Consider the following 17,891-nt stretch of genomic DNA (forward strand, 5'->3'; position numbering starts at 1 on the left):
TCCCCTGGGCGTCGGCGCGCAGATATCCTGTCGCGGGCTCGTCGCGAGTCCCGCGCGCCAACCAATAAACCTATATATGCTGTGCGGCTTCTCGGCGAAACCGCTACATATAGTGCTTTCACATCCCGGACGCGTCAACGGGCGGAATGCGTCTCCGGGCGACTTTTTAGTTAACAAACGGTACCAGAAATCGCTCCGCGCCCGGACTCATTAAGAGATCGGGCGGTGCGATTGGCTGGGGATAATTGTGGGAAGTTTCGCAGCCCTTGTTCTCCCCTGCTTGCGGGGAGAGGCGCGGGCGCGCGGGGGGGGCGGACGCGCGCCGCGCCCCCTCGGTCGGCTTCGCCGGCTGCTCCCTCGCAGGCGAGGGAGCGCGCCGGCCTCCTAGGTCAGGTTCAGCAGTTCCGGGTCCCCGCCCTGGGCGGCGATGTTGATGGTCACCACGCGTTCCGAGGCGAAGCGGGCGAGGTAGTGCGGCCCCCCCGCCTTCGGGCCGGTGCCCGACAGCCCCTCCCCGCCGAAGGGCTGCACGCCCACGACCGCGCCGGTCATGTTGCGGTTCACGTAGACATTGCCGGCCGGCACGGCATCGCGAATCGTCTCGAAGAAGCGCTGCAGGCGCGAGTGGACGCCGAGCGTGAGCCCGTAGCCCTTGGCCGCGAGGCGTTCGGCGGTCTCCTTCAGCTTCGAGCGCTTGTAGCGCACGACGTGCAGGATGGGGCCGAACTTCTCGTCGGTGAGCACGTCGAGCGAGGGCAGTTCGACGAGCGCGGGCGCGAGGTAATAGCCCTTGCCCTTCATCTCCTCGGACAGGGGCGCGCGGTGCAGCACCTTCGCCTCCCTGCCCATGCGCTCGATGTGCTCCTCCAGCGTCTTTCGTGCGTCGGCATCGATGACCGGACCGATATCGACGCTCGGGTCGGCGGGATCGCCCAGCGTGAGCGTGTCCATCGCGCCCTTCAGGCCCTCGACGATCTGGTCGGCGGTGTCCTCGGGCAGGAAGATCGCCCTCAGGGCCGAGCAGCGCTGACCGGCCGAGCCGAAGCTCGACAGGATCGCATCGTCGATCACCTGCTCGCGCAGGGCCGAGGTGTCGACGAACATGCCGTTGAGCCCGCCGGTCTCGGCGATCAGCGGCGTGATCGGCCCGTCCTTGTCCGCGAGCGTGCGGTTGATGATGCGCGCCACTTCCGTCGAGCCGGTGAAGGCCACGCCCCTCACCCGCGCGTCCTTGACGAGCGCCGCGCCGACCTTGCCGTCGCCGGGCAGGAGGTGCAGCGCCTGCTCGGGAAGTCCCGCCTTCTGGAACAGCCGGACCGCCTCGAAGGCGATGAGCGGGCTCTGCTCGGCCGGCTTGGCGAGCACGGTATTGCCCGCCGCGAGCGCGGCGGCGATCTGGCCGGTGAAGATGGCGAGCGGGAAGTTCCACGGGCTGATGCACACGAAGATGCCACGCCCCTTCAGCTCGATATGGTTGGTCTCCCCGGCCGGTCCGGGAAGGCGCACCGGCGAGGCGAACTTCTCCTCGGCCTGGCTCGCGTAGTAGCGCAGGAAGTCGACCGCCTCGCGCACCTCGGCGACGCCGTCGTTCAGGGTCTTGCCGGTCTCGCGCGTCATCACGGCGATGAGGCGCTCCATCTCGGTCTCGAGGCTGTCGGCCATCTTGCGCAGGATCGCCGCGCGCGACGCCCCGCCGCTGGCATTCCAGGCATCGAAATAGGCGGCTGCCGACCTGAAGGCGGCCTCGATGTCCTTTTCGCCGGCCTCGGTGAGCTTCGCCACCGCGAAGTCGAGATCGGCCGGGCTCTTCGTCACGGTGTCCCCGCCCTTGGAGACCTTGCCCGCGACGATCGGTCCGCACGGATAGGGCGCGCCGGCGTCGAAGCGGTTCTGCTCGCTCGCGAGGCGCTTGCGGTTCTCGCGGATCGCCAGGTCAAGCCCGCGCGAGTTCTTGCGCTCCGGCCCGTAGAGATCGGGCGGAGCCGGGATGAAGGGATGGCGGTCCATCGTCGCCGCGCCCTCGAAGGGGCCTTGCGCGACATCGACCGCGGGCACGTCGGGATCAAGGAAGGAGTGCACGAAGCTCGTGTTGGCTCCGTTCTCCAGGAGCCGGCGCACCAGGTAGGGCAGCAGGTCCTTGTGGCTGCCGACGGGGGCGTAGATGCGCACCGGGCGCATCTCGAAGGCCTCGTAGGCGGCATTGTAGAGCGGCTCGCCCATGCCGTGCAGGCGCTGGAATTCGTAGGCGTCGTTGCCGGCCTTCTTCGCGAGCTCGCGGACCGTGGCGAGCGTGTGGGCGTTATGCGTCGCGAACTGGGGGTAGATCGCCTCCGGCGCGTCCAGCATGACCTCCGCGCAGGCGATGTAGTTGAGATCGGTCGCCGACTTCGTCGTCCACACCGGGAAATCGGGCGTGCCCATCTGCTGGGCGTGCTTGATCTCGGTGTCCCAGTAGGCGCCCTTGACGAGGCGCACGTTGAAGCGGCGCCCGGTTTCCCCGCCGAGCCTGACGAGGCGCTCCAGCACGCCGCGCGCACGCTTCTGGTAGGCCTGCACGGCGAGGCCGAGACCGTTCCAGCCGTCGAGATCGCTCTCGCGCGACAGGCGCTCCAGGATCTTCAGGGAGATGACGAGCCGGTCGGCCTCCTCCGCATCGAGGCAGAGCGCGATGTCGGCTGCCCTGGCCGCCCGCGCCTGCTCGAGCACGCGCGGGTAGAGGACGGCCATCACCTCCTCCTCCTTCTCCGCATGGTATTGCGGGTGCAGGGCGGAGAGCTTGACCGAGACCCCGTCGACCTCGGTGATCGGACCGTCCTGGCGGTTCTTCGCCACGACCGCGATCGCGTCCATGTAGCGCTGCTGATAGCGCTCGGCGTCCTTCTGCGTGCGTGCGCCCTCGCCCAGCATGTCGAAGGAGAAGAGCGGCTTGGCCCCCTTGGGCATCTTCCAGGACCGGCCGCGCTTGATCGCCGCGGAGATCGTGCGCCCGAGCACGAACTGCTCGCCCAGGATGCGCATGGCCTGCCGGGTCGCGGTGCGGATCACCGGCTCGCCCAGCCGGTTGGCGAGACGCTTGAAGTAGGAGCCGGGGTCGGTCTTGGCGTCGGGATCGACCTCCATCAGCGAGCCGGTCAGCATGAGGCCGAGCGTGGAGGCGTTGACGAGCCAGTTCTCGCTCTTCCAGGCATGCTCGGCCCACTGGCCCGAGCCGATCTTCTCCGCGATCAGCTTGTCGGCGGTCTCCGCGTCCGGCACGCGCAGGAGCGCCTCGGCCAGGCACATCAGGGCAAGGCCTTCCTTGTTGGACAGGCCGAATTCCTGCAGGAAGGACTCCATCAGCCCGGTACGGTTCTTCGCCTTCCTGGCACGTTCCACGAGATCGACCGCCGTCGCGCCAGCGCGCTTTCGCGCCTCGCGATCTAGCGAGATCTGGCCGTCCAGTTTCTGGACCTCCTCGCGCTCGTCGGCGTATTTGCGGGCGTCGAGCCCGTCCCAGTCGATGGAAAGAGGAGCGTCGTCGCGCATCGTGTCTATCCTGCAGGCCAGGGCATCCGTGCCCCTTGATGTGAACGCGCCGGACAATGGTAGGGCTTCAACGCGAGGGCAAGGGAAGTGTGCTGTGCGAAGGCTTCGCCTGCCGGCAAAAACGCGCTAAGAGGCCCATCGCCCTGACTTGAAGGAGGAGCGGCAGATGGAAGACGGCGCGCCGCTGCGCATCATGCTCGTGACCGACGCCTGGGAGCCCCAGGTCAACGGGGTCGTGCGTACGCTCTCGCGCGTGACCGACGAGTGCCGCGCCATGGGCCACGAGGTGGAGGTGATCCATCCGGGCCTCGGCTACCGCACGATTCCGCTGCCCACCTATCCCGACATCAAGATGGCGCTGGGGGCCAAGAAGGATATCGAGGCCCGCTTCAAGGCCTTCGAGCCCGAGGCCATCCACATCGCGACCGAGGGCAGCCTCGGACAGGCCGCGCGCAAGATCTGCCTGGACTGGAAGCTGCCCTTCACCACCAGCTACCACACCAAGTTTCCCGAATACGTCCACGCGCGCTTTCCCTTCATCCCGCTCAGCGCGGGCTACTGGTACATGCGCCGCTTCCACAATTCGGGAAACCGGCTGATGGTCGCCACGCCGACCATGCGCGACGAGCTTGCCAAGCGCGGCTTCAACAACATCACGCCGTGGGCGCGCGGCGTGGACACCGAGCAGTTCCACCCCAGCCTCAGGCACAAGGACGCCAAGAGCGTCTACGAGGGGCTGGAGGGGCCGGTCTTCGTCTATGTCGGGCGCGTCGCGGTGGAGAAGAATATCGAGGCCTTCCTCGATCTCGACCTGCCCGGCACCAAGGTGGTGGTCGGACCCGGTCCGCAACTGGAAGACCTGAAGCGGCGCTACAAGAACGTCGTCTTCACCGGCAACAAGTCGGGCGAGGAGCTGGCGCGTCATTTCGCCGACGCCGACGTCTCGGTGTTTCCCAGCTGGACCGACACGTTCGGCCTCGTGATCCTTGAATCGATGGCCACGGGAACCCCGGTCGCCGCCTTCCCGGCGCCGGGCCCGAAGGACATCATCCCCGGCTCGGGCGGCGGCGTCGTCGACGACGATCTGCAGAAGGCCTGCCTGGAGGCGCTGAAATGCGACCGCGTGGCGGCGCGAACCTATGCCGAGGGCTTCTCCTGGCGCTCCTGCGCGGAGGAGTTCGTGCGCAATCTCAAGCCCCAGCCGCGGCCCGAACGCCGCCGTATCTGGCGCCGCATCCGCCGGCTCGGCCGGCCGGGCTGACCGGGCTCAGGTGACCATCGCCTCGCCGCGCTCGCGCGGTTCGAGCTCGGCGTTCACCACCGCGCCGAAGCAGACGATGAAGGCCGAGATCCACATCCAGAACATCAGCACGGCCACCGAGCCGAGCGCGCCGAAGGTCGCGTTGAAGTCCGCGATGTTGGAGACGTAGAGCGAAAAGGCCCAGGACGCGGCGATCCACAGCCCGGTCGCCAGCACCGCGCCGGGCAGGATCCAGCGCCAGTGCGCCGGCGCCCGGTCCGGCGCGAAGCGGTAGACAAGGCACAACCCGGAACTGAACAGCAGCACGGCCAGCAGCCACCGGCCGGCCTCGATCGCAACGGTCGCCCAGGCGCCGAGCTGGATGGCGGCGAGCAGCGCCGGCAATACGCCCATCAGGGCGAGCGAGATCAGGCCGTAGACGATGCCGCCGAGCGTGAAGGCGAGCGCGAGCAGGTTGGATTCGATGAAGCCCCGGCTCTCGCTTTCGGCGTAGGAGATGTTCATCGCCGCGATCAGCGCGCGCGCACCCTTGGCCGCACTCCAGAAGGCGAGCAGCAAGGCGACGAGCGCCCCGAACGTGAGGTTTGCCGGCGAACTCGACGCGATCGCCACGAGCTGGTCGCGGATCACCTCGAACGCGCTGTCCGGCATGGCCCGGCTCAGCGGCTGCAGCCGCGTGCCGATCGCCTCGGGTTCCGCGAAGCGCCCCCAGACCATCACCGCCGCGGCGATGGCGGGAAAGATCGACAGGAAGCCGAAGAAGGCGACGCCGCCGGCAATGAAGGAGAGATTGTCCGCGGCCGCGTGCCTGACCGCGCGCACGAGGGCCTTGGCGAACGTGTTCGTCCGGATGGCATCCGGGATGAGGCCGGAGAGTCCCATATCGCCCCGCGTCTGGCTCGTCGATACGAGACTAGCGCCCGGCGGGGTGGCGGAGTTCCCTTACTCGCCCTCGAAGGCGACGAGGCTCGCGACCTTCACGCCGAGCTTTTCGAGGCGCCTGGCGCCGCCGAGTTCGGGCAGATCGATGACGAAGGAGCAGCCCACGACCTCGGCTCCGGCCTGGCGCAGGAGCAGAATCGCGGCTTCCGCGGTGCCGCCGGTGGCGATGAGGTCGTCGACGACGAGGACGCGCTCGCCCTTCTCCACCGCGTCGACATGGATCTCCACCTCGTCGACGCCGTATTCGAGCTCGTAGCTCTGTCCGATCGTCTGCCAGGGCAGCTTGCCCTTCTTGCGCACCGGCACGAAGCCGACGGAGAGCTGGTGGGCGACCGCGCCGCCGAGGATGAAGCCGCGCGCCTCGATCCCGGCCACCTTGTCGATCTTCTTGCCCGCGTGGGGCTGGACCATGGCGTCGACCGCCGCGCGGAACGCCCCGGCGTCGCCCAGCAGGGTGGTGACGTCCCGGAACATGATGCCCGGCTTGGGATAGTCGGGGATGGTCCGGATGGCGTCCTTGATTCGGTCCATGGGAGAGGCGCTCCGCGGCTGTTGAGGTTTGCGCCGCGGAGCATCCTAAAGGGGCTTGTGCGCCGTCAAGGCCGCAAGACGCGTCAGGTGTCGTTCGCGCCGTTGAAGTCGACGACCGTCTGGGTCACCTGCGGCTGGATGCCGGCGAGCTGCTCCTTCTTCTCGTCGGTCCACACCGCGACGACGACGGCGCGCGCCGCATCGGGCTGGTCCTCGACCGGCTCGAAGATCACGAGCCCGTTAGCATCGAGATAGAAGGTGTGCTCGCCGAAAGCATCCTTGATCGGGTCGAGGGCGGGCTCGTCATGGGGCAGCGGTTCGGCGCCGAACTGCGACTTGATGCGTTCGGCCTGGGCTTCGGTCAGTTTCATCGGATGTCCCGTTTCGGCTGGGGGCCCGGCGCGGCGGCGCCGACGAGATCTGACGAACCGAACCCTGCTTCACGTTTCGACGACGCATGGGCCTTGGCTAACAGGCCGGGCCGGAATCGCCAAACCCGCGGCTGACATCTTCCGCCAAAGGAAACGGCGCGGCCCGGGCTGGATGCCGGACCGCGCCGTTTCGCGCGGAAGGGATGCCGGGCGCGCCCTAGTACAGCGACGCGGTGCGCGTCTCGGCACTGCCCCGGGCGCGGGCATGGTATTCGGACAGGCCGGGATGATCGATGCGCTCGACGACGTTGTGAACGACGTCCTCGAGGCAGAGCGACTTGGCCATCGCGCTCTCCGCGCCGTCCTCGATCAGGAGATCGCAGTAGGCGGCGGCCTCGCCGTTGAGCCGGGCGTAGACCGCGGCGACCTGGGCCGGTTCCTCGAGATTGACGGCCTGGACCGAGAAGGTGAAGGCCGGCGCCTGCGCCATCGCCGCGCCGGAGAGGGCCATGCCGGCGAGGCCGGCCAGGGCAGCGGACTTGAACAGTTCGATCGTCTTCATGTCTCCCTCCTTAAGGGATGGCCGCCGCTCGCTCGCGGCGGTCTCTTGTTGGGTTCAGATGCCCCGCCGCGCTCCTCGACGCGGCGGCGTGCATCCAATCCGCTCTGTGACACATTCGTCACCGGATTGTCGCTAAACTGTAATACATCCGGATGCGGAACAAAAGGGCTTTGTTACAGCTTTGTGACGAATTTCTTAATCAGTTGTTCTATAGTGGTTTTTTGAAATCTCGATGCTCTGTATCGCGAGTTTCGGAAAAATTTCTGCAGCCGGGATCCATGTTGCTCGCCGCCAGATTCGGCCCGGACGGACGAGGCAGGGCATGCGGATGCGACACCGCGGCCGACGGCTGTGGATAAGCCGGAAAGTCTCTTATTTTTGAGTTGTCTGCCCCAGCACTCGCCCGGCCACCGCGTCGAGCTTTGCGACGAGCGCCGGATCGCGCGCATCGGGGGCGGTGAGAATCGCGGTGTCGAGCACGGTCTCGATCCCGTCCGGCGAGGGCGTGCGCGGATGGGCGGCCATCGCCCGGGTGATCGCGCGCACGAGATCCTGCGCGCGCGCGACATTCCCCTTCAGCACGGCGAGCACGTCGGTGATGTCGACCTCGGCGAGATCGTCCTTCCAGCAATCGTAATCGGTGACCATGGCGACCGAGGCGTAGGGCAGCTCGGCCTCGCGGGCGAGCTTGGCCTCGGGCATGTTGGTCATGCCGATCACGTCCATCCCCCAGGACCGGTAGAGATGGCTTTCCGCCTTCGTGGAGAATTGCGGGCCTTCCATGGCGAGATAGGTGCCGCGCGGCGCCACCGTCTCCACCCCGGCCGCCTTCGCGGCGGCCACCGCCATTGCAGACAGGCGCGAGCAGACCGGGCGCGCCATGGAGACATGGGCAACGCACCCCGGCCCGAAGAAGCTCTTCTCTCGCGCGAAGGTGCGGTCGACATACTGGTCGACGACGACGAACGCGCCCGGCGCCAGCTCCTCGCGCAACGAGCCGCAGGCCGAGAGCGAGAGGAGGTCGGTGACCCCGGCACGCTTCATCGCGTCGATATTGGCCCGGTAGTTGATGTCGCCCGGAGGGATGCGGTGGCCGGCATCGTGACGGGACAGGAAGACCAGATCGACGCCGTTCAGGCGCGCCTTCACCAGCGGCGCGCTCGGCTCGCCCCAGGGCGTGAAGACCCGTTCGGTGCGGACGTCCTCGAGCCCCTCAAGCCGGTAGAGCCCCGATCCGCCGATGATCCCGAGTGTCCAGCCGCTCATTCGGCTCCCCTCCAGTAAGCATCCGGCGCGCCCGGGACCCAGCGGGTGAGTTCCGCCCAGCCCTCCGCGGCGCGCATCGTCATTGCCAGGAAGGGCGCCTTGAGCGCATCGTATTCGCCGGGATCGTCGATGATCTCGTTCATCGCCAGCTTGAAGCGGCCGTAGTCGGCCCGGGCGCGCTCGTCGTCCCTGAGATAGTCGCGCAGCAGGAGCGCGAGCCGCGCATTGACCGCGCCGTTGCGGCGCACGTGCACGGTCACGGCGCGCTCGTCCTCGGGCGCCTTGAATAGGAGCTTGCGCCAGACCGGGACTTCCTCGATCGGTTCGTAGTCCTCGACCTCGGCCTCCTCGTGCATGCCCCCGACCTGGCGGAAGCCCGCGGCGGTGAGAAGGCCCGCGATTTCCTTGGCGGGCTGCAGGCGGAACACGGTGGCCTGGATGTCGATCACGTCCTTTGCCGGCAGGTCCGGCACGGCCGTCGATCCGATATGATCGACGCGCAGCGCCTCGGCGCCGAACGCCTCGGCGACGCGGACCGCCCAGTCCGCCCCTTCGTCGGCCCATTCGGGCCGCGGGTCCACCACTCCGATTCGCTCGCCGGTCATCATGGTCTCATGCATACAAAACGGGCCGTCTGAAGGACAGACGGCCCGTTCGGGTTTCCTGGCTTATGCGCAGCCGGTCAGTGATGGACCCGCGACCAGACCTGGCGGTAGGCGAGCCAGACCAGCACGCAGACGATCAGCAGATAGATCATCACCATGAAGCCCAGGCTCTTGCGCGCCTCCATGTGCGGCTCGGCTGCCCAGGCCAGGAAGGCCGTCACGTCGTGGGCCATCTGCTCGGGCGTCGCCTCGGTGCCGTCGGCATACTCGACAAGGCCTTCCATCAGCTGGGGCGGCATCGCCAGCACCCCGCCGGGGAAGTAGGGATTGTAGTATTGGCCCGGACGCACGGTGACGTCCTCGGGAACCGGATAGTCGTAGCCCAGCATCAGCGAGCGGATGTATTCTGCCCCGCCGGTGCGCGCCTTGACGATCAGCGACAGGTTCGGGGGAACCGCGCCGCCATTGGCCGCCGCGGCGGCGTTCTCGTTGGGGAACGGACTGGGGAAGCGATCGGCCGGGCGGCCTTCGCGCTCGAACATCTCGCCGAACTCGTCCGGTCCGTCGACGATCATGTAGTCGGCGGCGATGGCGCGCACGACCGGATTGTCGTTCGGATTGGGATATTCGGGATCGAAGAACGGCCCGCCTTCCTCGCCGAGATTGCGGAAGGACATGTATTCCAGGGCGTGGCAGGACGCGCAGACCTGCTGGTAGACCTGGAAGCCGCGCTGCAGCTCGGCCTGGTCGTACTGGCCGAACGGGCCCTCCCACGACCAGGTGTGGGCTTCGGGTTCCTTGGCCTTTTCCGCAGCGAGGCCGGGCGCGGCGAGCGCCAGGGCGCCGGCGGCGGCAACGAGAAGACGGTTAAGCAGTTTCATCGTCTGTCTCCTTACTCGGCCGGGGCCGGCTTCACGCCGGAATCCTGGGGGCCGGCCTTCGCACCGTGAACGGAGTCCGCGATCGAGGCGGGCCGGGGCTTGGGCTTCTCCACGAAGCCGAGCAGCGGCAGGATCACCAGGAAGTAGGCGAAATAATAGAGCGTCAGCACGCGGGCGAGCCACAGGAAGGTGATGCCCGTCGCATGACCGTCATGGCTGCCGAGCGGCAGGAAGATGTCGTCCGGGTTCTTCGCCCCGCACCAGCCAAGGCCCAGCCCGGCGATGACGAAGAAGATGAAGAACCAGCGCGCCAGCGGACGGTAGCGCATGGAGCGCACCTTGGAGGTGTCCAGCCAGGGCAGCACGAACAGCACCCCGATCGCGGCGAACATGAGGATCACGCCGCCCAGCTTGGACGGAACCGCGCGCAGGATCGCGTAGAACGGCAGGAGATACCATTCCGGCACGATGTGTGCGGGCGTCACCAGGGGATCGGCCTCGATATAGTTGTCCGCGTGACCCAGGACGTCGGGCGCGTAGAAGACGAAGAAGGCGAAGATCACCAGGAAGAGCATGATCGCGAAGCCGTCCTTCACCGTGTAGTACGGGTGGAAGGGCAGCGTGTCCTTGCTCGACTTCACGCTGATGCCGGTCGGGTTGTTGTTGCCCGGAACGTGCAGCGCCCAGATATGCAGGCCGACCACGCCCGCGATCAGGAACGGGATCAGGTAGTGCAGCGAGAAGAAACGGTTCAGCGTCTCGTTGCCGACGGTAAACCCGCCCCACAGCCATTCGGTCAGCGGGCCGCCGATAAGCGGCAGGGCGCCGAACAGGTTGGTGATCACCATCGCGCCCCAGTAGGACATCTGGCCCCAGGGCAGCACATAGCCCATGAAGGCCGCGGCCATCATCAGCAGGTAGATGACCACGCCGAGGATCCAAAGCACCTCGCGCGGGCTCTTGTAGGAGCCGTAATACAGGCCGCGGAACATGTGGATGTAGACGGCCAGGAAGAACATCGAGGCGCCGTTGGCGTGGATCGAGCGCAGGAGCCAGCCGTAGTTCACGTCGCGGTCGATACGCTCGACCGAGGCGAAGGCGTAGTCCACGTGCGGCACGTAGTGCATGGCCAGCACGATGCCCGAGACGATCTGCACCATCAGGCAGACCGTGAGGATGCCGCCGAAGGTCCACCAGTAGTTCAGGTTGCGCGGCGTCGGGAAGCCGACGAAGGAGTCGTAGCCCAGCCGCACGATGGGCAGGCGCTCGTCGAGCCAGCGCTCAAACCCGGTCTTCGGTTCGTAGGTCGAATGTCCGCTCATGATGCTTCCCGTCAGCCGATCTGGATCGTCGTCGAAGAGACGAAACTATAGGGCGGGATGTGCAGGTTCTCCGGCGCGGGGCCGCGACGAATCCGCCCGGCCGCATCGTAGTGCGAGCCGTGGCAGGGGCAGAACCAGCCATTGTAATCGCCCGCCCCGTCCCCGACCGGCACGCAGCCGAGATGGGTGCAGTTGCCCTTCATGACGATGAGCGAGGCGCGCACGTCCTCGGGCACCTCGACCCCCTCGTTCACCGGCGCGGAGAGCGCCGAGCGGTTCGGGTCGGTCGCCTCGGCGCCGGGCTCGTTCTCGTTGCGCGCATCCTTGTCGGGAAGCGCGGCGAGTTCGACCGCACGCGCCGATTCGATATCGGCCTGGGTGCGCCGGCGGATGAAGACCGGCCCGCCGCGCCACATCACGGTGACCTGCTCGCCCTCGGCGATGTCGTTGAACGGAGCGCGGATCGAGGCGAGCGCGAGCGTGTCGGCGGCCGGATTCATCTGGTCGATGAACGGCCACAGCACGAACGCGCCGCCCACGGCGACGGCGCCGCCCGCAGCGATGTAGATGAAATCCCGGCGGCTCGGCTCGCTATGGCCGTTGGCGTCGGGCGAAGGGGTCACGTCACTCACGCGCTTGCCTCTCGCTTCTCTTGTCCATTCCGGCTTCGCCCCCTGCCCCTGATTCTCACCGGCGGCAGGCAAGGCCGCGAAGCGCCCTGGTGAAGACATAGCGTGGCGTGTCCATGCCGGCTTTGCGTCCTGTCGACGCAGCCGGCCCGCACGACGCCAAGCATCGGAAGCGGGGCTTAAAGCGAGCCCGGCGGATTTTCAACCGGAATATCTGCGCAAGGCGGGCGCAGGCGCGCCCTCAGCGCGCCTCGGGCAGGCGCCCGATCGCGGCGCTCCCCGCGGGCAGGATCGTGGCGGTGGCGATGGCGATGAGCTTGCGCTGCCCCTCGCTCTCGGCGAACACGTCGACGCGCACGGTGACCTGGCGCCGGCCCGCCTTGACGACCTCGGCGCGCGTGAAGAACGCGTCTCCGACGCCGGGCGAAAGGAAGTTCAGCGAGAACTGCGAGGTCAGCACGTCGCCGACCTCGGTGGCCGCGGCATAGGCCGCCGCATTGTCGGCGAGGAAGGCCACGAGTCCGCCATGCAGGAAGCCGTGGTGCTGGGTCATGTCCTGCTTGCGCAGCTTCAGGCGGGTCTCGACCAGCCCCCGTTCCACGCGCACCAGCTCCACCCCGGTCCAGCGCGTGAACGGCTGGATCTCCATGATCCGGCGAAACTGCTCGGCAGTGACTTCCGGTTCGCGGCGCCCGGAGGCGATGTCGGTCATGGCGGGCTCCTGTCGTGTGAGCACGATGATGGTCAGTCCCGCCCGGCTAGACCAGCCCCGCGCGCTTCAGCGCGGCCTCGACGGGGGCGAAGCGGTCGCCGGCGCGGGCGTGAACGCCGACCGGATCGCGCTCGAACAGCGAGGCCTCCGCGCGCGCAGCTTCGGCGGCGCGGTCGGGGTGGACCCCGGCGAAGAAGGCCAGCCGGCGCACTTCGTCCTCCGGGTCCGAGGCGAGCGCCTCGTAGGAAGTGACCAGGAAGCGGTCTGGAAACAGCTCGGCCCAGTGCGCGACGAGCCGGTCGTGGCTCGCGAGCACGCGGGCAATGTCGTCGGCATGATAGGTCCAGTGACGCGCCCGGCGAAAACGGCGCTTGAGGATCGCCCAGGCGAGATCCTTCGGATCGCGCCGGATCTGGATGAATTTCGCCGCCGGCAGCGACAGGGCCATCGCCCCGGTGGCGAGTTCGTTGGTGGAGGACGCGTCGATCACCCGGCGCACGCGGCCCGCTCGCTCCTCCACGTAGGACAGATAGGTCCGCCCCACCTCGGCAAGGATGCCCGAGCCGTCCGCCTTCAGCGCACGCAGCAGATCCTCCGGCGCCTGGTCGCCGAGCGGGGCCGAGGCCATCCAGAAGAGCGCATTGTCGCGATGCAGCGTGGCCACGTCGGCCTCGCGCGAAAGGATCGAGGCGAGCCAGCTCGCCCCGGCCGCCGGCGGGGCGATGAGGAAGACGGGACGCGAATCGACCAGGCCCGCCTCCTCCTGCAGGTCCTTGAAGCGCGCATCGTAGGACCTGAGGATGTTCGCTACCCCCGCCTCGTGGCGGTCGACGTCGAACACCACCGCGCCGCGATAGAAGGCCGCCGCCTCCCAGATCCGGCGGGCGGCGACGTCGAACTCGCCGTTGTCCTCATAGGCCTTGGCAAGCGCGTAGGAGAGGATGGCGCGCTGCTCGGCGGGCGTCGCCTCGCCATAGCCGAGCCGCCATTCCTCCATCATCGCGATGTCGTCATCGCCCGGTGTGAACGTCTTCGACTGGGCAAGCCCCTCCCAGGCGAGCGCGTCGCTCTGGTCGACCGCGAGGGCCTCGCGATAGTGCCGCCCGGCCTCGACGGGGCGGCCCGCCTCGAGCAGCAGCCGGCCCATGCGGCGCTGCAGGCGGGCATCGTGCGGCGCGCCGGCGAGCTGGCGGCGCACGATGTCGAGCGCGGCGTCGAACCGGCCGAGCTTCGCCTCGCACGTCGCGAGCCACAGCCAGCTGTCGACATGGGCGGGGACGGCCTCGACGAGCCGCAGGGCAGCCTCGCGCGCGCCGTACTCGTCGCCGGCCTCGAGCGCGAGCGCGGCGACCTCCCCCCAGACGGCGCCGAGCGGCGCCTTGGCGTCCAGAAGCGCGCGCGCCTCCCGCGACATCGCAAGCAGATTTTCGCGCTCGCGCGCCGCCCTCAGCCCCGCCAGTTGATCCGCCATGTCCCTTGCCTGCTCCCCGCGTGCATCGAAATCGGCGCGGACCCTAGCCAAGCGGCCCGCCAAGCGCCAGAAGGAGCCTGCACGTGGCCGCCTGACCGAGGAGTCCTGCTTCGCCATGACCGATACCGCCGCCTCCCCGCCCGACCCGCACGCGCTCGCGGTGCGCCGCGACCGGACGCGCGCCTGGTTCGAGGCGCTGCGCGACCGGATCTGCGCCGAGTTCGAGCAGCTTGAAACCGAGGCACCGGACGATCTCTATCCCGGCGAGCCGGCAAGGTTCGAGTTCACCCCCTGGCGGCGCGGCGACGGCAGCGAGGACCAGGGCGGCGGCGTGATGGGCATGATGCACGGGCGCCTGTTCGAGAAGGTCGGCGTCCACGTCTCCACGGTATACGGCGAGTTCAATCCCGATTTCGCGAAGAACATCCGCGGGGCGCAGACCGATCCGCGCTTCTTCGCCACCGGCATCTCGCTGATCGCCCACATGCGCAATCCGCACGTGCCGGCGGTCCACATGAACACGCGCTTCATCACCACGACGGTGAACTGGTTCGGCGGCGGCATGGACCTCAACCCGACACAGGACTACCAGCGCCGGCAGGACTTCGAGGACGCGAAGGATTTCCACGCCGCCGCGAGGGCGGCCTGCGATGCTCACGGCGCAGACTATTTCGAGCGGTTCAAGACATGGGCTGACGAGTATTTCTGGCTCAGGCACAGGAACGAGCCGCGGGGCGTCGGCGGCATCTTCTACGACCATCTCGACACGGGCGACTTCGAGGCCGATTTCGCCTTCACCCGCGATGTCGGGGAGGCCTTCCTCGACATCTATCCGAGGATCGTGCGCCGGCGCATGGCGACCGCCTGGACCGAGGCGGACCGTCACGAGCAATGCGTGCGCCGCGGGCGCTATGCGGAGTTCAACCTGCTCTACGACCGGGGCACGAAGTTCGGACTGGAAACCGGCGGCAACGTCAACTCCATCCTCTCCTCCATGCCGCCGGAGGCGCGCTGGCCCTAGCCCAGCTCGATGGAGACGCTCGGGCTGTGGCCGGTCGAGGCGATCAGCACGCGATCGCGCGGATCGAGCGCGTCGATCTGCTCGGCGGTCATCAGGCCGAGGGCGGAGTCCGCGACCGGCGAGCCCATCGAGGGATCGAGCCGGTAGCCCACGACCGAGGCCGGCGCCGGGGCATCGAGCACCGAGCCGCGCACCTCCCCGCCGCCGCGATTGACGAGGGTGTAGAAGCCGAGCTGGTGCTCCTGCAGGAAGGAAGAGGCGCTCGCGCTCGCCGCGGTCTGGGCGGGCAGGATCAGCTCGCGATCCGGGGCCGGGAGGAGCGCCCCGGCGATCTCGGCGATGGTCTCGCTCGAGAAATCGGACGACAGGATCACCGTGTTCACCCCGCTGGCCGGGATGACGTAACCGCCGCGCATCACATAGCCGGTGCTGCGCCGGCGCACCTCGGCGACGCGGATGATCGAGCCGCCGGTCTCGAGGCGGATGAGCAGCAGGCGCTGCTCCACATAGGAGGCTTCCGGCGGGCAGATATAGATCCGGTACACGCCCTCGGCGCGGAAGATCTTCGCCGTGTCGTCCCAGTTTAGAGGACCCTCGCTGTCATAGGCGAAACGGTAGAGCAGCCCCCCGGTCAGCGTGGAGAGCGCGGCCGAGCGGTCCGCGCCCCCTGCGGGCTGCGCCGAACGCTTGCCGGCGGCCGGCTCGTCGCCGCGCGCGCCGATGAGCCGGTAGGGAAAGCCGGAATCCTCGAGGCCGGAGGTGTGGAGGAATTTCGCGACGAGCTTGAGATCGTCCTTGTCGGCATTGGCGACGAGCTCGTCGAGCGGGCGCGCGCTGGCCTGGCGCGGGCCGTGGCTCGCGCGCTTCCTGCCGCTTTCGGGCACATGGGCGAGCACCGATTTCAGGAGCTTGAACGAGGCCGGGTCGCGCCCCAGCAGGATGCGCTCCGAGGGCGGCTTGTCGGGCGGGACCAGGCCGGGCACGAAGGAGGCGAAGAAGCGGCCGAGCCGCTTCCAGAAACCGGTCTTCTTCTGCGCCTTCTCCTTCTTCTGTTCCTGCCGGTCGAGGAAGGCGCCGAACGCGCTCGCGATCCAGCCCTTGTCGACATAGCCGAAGGCGACCATCGAGGCGACGGCGCGCTCGAAGGTAGCCAGCGGATCGATCTTGGGTCCCTCGCTCATCCCTCGTCCCCCTGCCCGGCGGCCCGGGCCCGTGCCATCTCGATCAGCGCACCGCGATCGAGCGCGAAGCCGGATTCGATCCAGGCCTCCTCCAAAGCGGCGAGCAGCTCGCCGAGTTCCGGGCCAGGCGCGAATCCCGCCTTCACGAGATGGCGGCCGGAGACGGGGAAGACCGGGCGTTCGAACGCGCGGGCGGCGGCGATGCCCGCCTCGGCCCGGGCCGGATCTCCGGCCCCGCGCGCCTCGGCGAGGCGCAGCTGGTCGATCACCGCCTGCGATCCGCGCTCGTAGAGTCTTCGCTCCAGTTCCGGGCGCGCCAGCCCGGGGGTCACGAGCGGGCGCTGCGCCGCGGCCGCGAGCCGGGCGCGCTCGGCTTTCGAGACCTTCATGGCGCGGGCCAGGGCTGCCACGCTGTCCTCACCGCCTCCCGCCAGCGCGGCGACCCGCAGCAGCGGGTCGGGCGCGCGCTCCATCCTCTGGTCCCTGTTAATTAGCCTGAACAAGAGGTTGAAGTCGAGCGCAGCCGGTAAGACTTCCTCAAGGATGTGGCCCTCCTGCATCGCCTCGAGCGCCGTCACCGGGGCGGGGGCGGCGAGCAGCTTCTTCAGCTCCTTCCAGATCCGCTCCGCGGACAGTTTCGCCATCCCCTCGCGCATCGCGACGCAGGCCGCCTGGCCGCGCAGGTCCGGCTCGCCGAGCCCGTACCACGCGTTGAAGCGGTAGAAGCGCAGGATCCTCAGATAGTCCTCGGCGATACGCTCCTCGGGCTCGCCGATGAAGATGATGCGGCCGGCCCCGGCATCGGCCGCTCCGCCGAACGGGTCGTAGAGCGAGCCGTCGGGGCGGGCATAGATCGCGTTGAGGCGGAAATCGCGCCGCGCCGCGTCCTCCTTCCAGTCGCTGGCGAAGGCCACCACGGCACGCCGCCCGTCGGTGGCGACGTCCTTTCGCAGCGTCGTGACCTCGTAGGGTATCCCCTTCGAGACCACGGTGATCGTCCCGTGATCGATGCCGGTCGGGACGGGTTTCAGGCCGGCCGCGGCGGTCCGGCGCATCACCTCCTCGGGATGCAGCACGGTGGCGATGTCGACATCGTCGACCGGAACGCCCATCAGCGCATTCCTGACGCACCCGCCCACGAAGCGCGCGAGATCCTGCCCGCCGGCATTGAGCGCCTCGACCACGGCGCGGGTGGCGGGCCGGGTCATCCAGGGATGGGCTTCGGGGTCGAGCCGCGCCGGGCTCATCGGATCGCCTCCTCGTTCAGCGCCGGGCCGGCGGTTCGCCGGGCGCCTCGTCGTCTTCGGGCCGGGCGCTGTCCGGCTCGGCCTCGCCGATCTCGCCGGGCACGACGCGCCCGCCTTCCAGGCGGGGCGGGTTGAAGGCGCCCTCGCGCGCACTGTCGCCGCCGGCGAAAACGGTCAGCAGGACGACGGCAAGCAGCGACAGCCCGGCGCCGATCAGGGCGAGCAGGCCGAGCGGCGCGGGCGCGTCACCGGCCCGTTCCTGCGCGTCCTGCCCGGCCGGACGCGTGGCGACGAGGCGCCACAGCGCGTGCGCGATGAAGGGCGCGGCGAACAGGACGGCGATGAGCAGGACGAAGCGCAGCAC

General features: G+C 68.5%; 17 protein-coding genes. 2 read left to right on the plus strand and 15 right to left on the minus strand.

Annotated features, from left to right (window positions below; all coding sequences use genetic code 11):
- Positions 1 to 384 precede the first annotated feature (384 nt).
- Positions 385 to 3,525 (minus strand): bifunctional proline dehydrogenase/L-glutamate gamma-semialdehyde dehydrogenase PutA, encoded by a 3,141-nt coding sequence (gene putA, locus JW792_RS09885; RefSeq protein ID WP_135997132.1) that lies wholly within the window; start codon positions 3,523 to 3,525, stop codon positions 385 to 387.
- A 184-nt stretch (positions 3,526 to 3,709) separates the two neighbouring features.
- On the opposite strand from putA, the gene JW792_RS09890 reads away from it, so the two are divergent.
- The gene (locus JW792_RS09890) at positions 3,710 to 4,786 is read left to right on the plus strand and encodes a glycosyltransferase family 4 protein (RefSeq protein WP_192900993.1); all 1,077 of its coding nucleotides are present in this window, start codon (positions 3,710 to 3,712) and stop codon (positions 4,784 to 4,786) included.
- A gap of 6 nt (positions 4,787 to 4,792) precedes the next feature.
- Here JW792_RS09890 and JW792_RS09895 read toward each other — a convergent pair whose 3' ends face one another.
- The 11 genes from JW792_RS09895 to JW792_RS09945 all read right to left on the minus strand — a co-directional run bounded on the left by JW792_RS09895 (position 4,793) and on the right by JW792_RS09945 (position 14,078).
- Entirely contained in the window at positions 4,793 to 5,668 is an 876-nt protein-coding gene (locus JW792_RS09895; RefSeq protein ID WP_135997136.1) for a YihY/virulence factor BrkB family protein, read from the minus strand.
- Positions 5,669 to 5,728: 60 nt separating this feature from the next.
- Positions 5,729 to 6,259 carry an adenine phosphoribosyltransferase gene (locus JW792_RS09900; protein ID WP_135997138.1) on the minus strand — a complete coding sequence of 177 codons (531 nt, stop codon included), beginning with the start codon at positions 6,257 to 6,259 and terminating at the stop codon, positions 5,729 to 5,731.
- Positions 6,260 to 6,342: 83 nt separating this feature from the next.
- Positions 6,343 to 6,630 (minus strand): hypothetical protein, encoded by a 288-nt coding sequence (locus tag JW792_RS09905; protein ID WP_135997140.1) that lies wholly within the window; start codon positions 6,628 to 6,630, stop codon positions 6,343 to 6,345.
- 217 nt (positions 6,631 to 6,847) lie between these two features.
- A complete protein-coding gene (locus JW792_RS09910) occupies positions 6,848 to 7,192 on the minus strand; it encodes a UrcA family protein (protein ID WP_135997142.1) in 345 nt (114 codons plus the stop codon).
- Between the two features lie 372 nt (positions 7,193 to 7,564).
- Positions 7,565 to 8,458 (minus strand): S-methyl-5'-thioadenosine phosphorylase, encoded by an 894-nt coding sequence (locus tag JW792_RS09915; RefSeq protein ID WP_135997144.1) that lies wholly within the window; start codon positions 8,456 to 8,458, stop codon positions 7,565 to 7,567.
- The gene (locus JW792_RS09920; RefSeq protein ID WP_158291641.1) at positions 8,455 to 9,063 is read right to left on the minus strand and encodes a GrpB family protein; all 609 of its coding nucleotides are present in this window, start codon (positions 9,061 to 9,063) and stop codon (positions 8,455 to 8,457) included. Before JW792_RS09920 ends, JW792_RS09915 begins: the two co-directional genes overlap by 4 nt.
- Before the next feature lie 77 nt (positions 9,064 to 9,140).
- Positions 9,141 to 9,944: a cytochrome c1 gene (locus JW792_RS09925; protein WP_135997147.1), complete on the minus strand. Its 804-nt coding sequence runs from the start codon at positions 9,942 to 9,944 to the stop codon at positions 9,141 to 9,143.
- An 11-nt stretch (positions 9,945 to 9,955) separates the two neighbouring features.
- Positions 9,956 to 11,266 (minus strand): cytochrome b, encoded by a 1,311-nt coding sequence (locus tag JW792_RS09930; RefSeq protein WP_135997149.1) that lies wholly within the window; start codon positions 11,264 to 11,266, stop codon positions 9,956 to 9,958.
- 11 nt (positions 11,267 to 11,277) lie between these two features.
- Positions 11,278 to 11,898 (minus strand): ubiquinol-cytochrome c reductase iron-sulfur subunit, encoded by a 621-nt coding sequence (petA, locus tag JW792_RS09935; protein ID WP_241094943.1) that lies wholly within the window; start codon positions 11,896 to 11,898, stop codon positions 11,278 to 11,280.
- A gap of 238 nt (positions 11,899 to 12,136) precedes the next feature.
- Positions 12,137 to 12,607, minus strand: a complete 471-nt coding sequence (locus JW792_RS09940; RefSeq protein WP_135997153.1) for a PaaI family thioesterase — start codon at positions 12,605 to 12,607, stop codon at positions 12,137 to 12,139.
- Positions 12,608 to 12,653: 46 nt separating this feature from the next.
- Positions 12,654 to 14,078, minus strand: a complete 1,425-nt coding sequence (locus tag JW792_RS09945; protein WP_135997155.1) for a tetratricopeptide repeat-containing sulfotransferase family protein — start codon at positions 14,076 to 14,078, stop codon at positions 12,654 to 12,656.
- A 115-nt stretch (positions 14,079 to 14,193) separates the two neighbouring features.
- Here JW792_RS09945 and hemF point away from each other — a divergent pair, with 115 nt between their 5' ends.
- Complete coding sequence (gene hemF, locus JW792_RS09950; RefSeq protein WP_135997157.1) at positions 14,194 to 15,099, plus strand: oxygen-dependent coproporphyrinogen oxidase; 906 nt, start codon at positions 14,194 to 14,196, stop codon at positions 15,097 to 15,099.
- Here the strand turns inward: hemF and JW792_RS09955 are convergent.
- Genes JW792_RS09955 through JW792_RS09965 form a run of 3 tightly spaced genes read right to left on the minus strand, consistent with a single transcriptional unit; the run spans position 15,096 to position 17,891 of the window.
- Entirely contained in the window at positions 15,096 to 16,280 is a 1,185-nt protein-coding gene (locus JW792_RS09955; RefSeq protein ID WP_135997159.1) for a hypothetical protein, read from the minus strand. The genes hemF and JW792_RS09955 overlap by 4 nt on opposite strands.
- Entirely contained in the window at positions 16,277 to 17,527 is a 1,251-nt protein-coding gene (locus JW792_RS09960) for a CCA tRNA nucleotidyltransferase (protein WP_135997161.1), read from the minus strand. Before JW792_RS09960 ends, JW792_RS09955 begins: the two co-directional genes overlap by 4 nt.
- A 16-nt stretch (positions 17,528 to 17,543) precedes the next feature.
- Complete coding sequence (locus JW792_RS09965; protein WP_135997163.1) at positions 17,544 to 17,891, minus strand: hypothetical protein; 348 nt, start codon at positions 17,889 to 17,891, stop codon at positions 17,544 to 17,546.

The sequence above is a fragment of the Marinicauda algicola genome (assembly GCF_017161425.1).
GTDB classification, from domain to species: domain Bacteria; phylum Pseudomonadota; class Alphaproteobacteria; order Caulobacterales; family Maricaulaceae; genus Marinicauda; species Marinicauda algicola.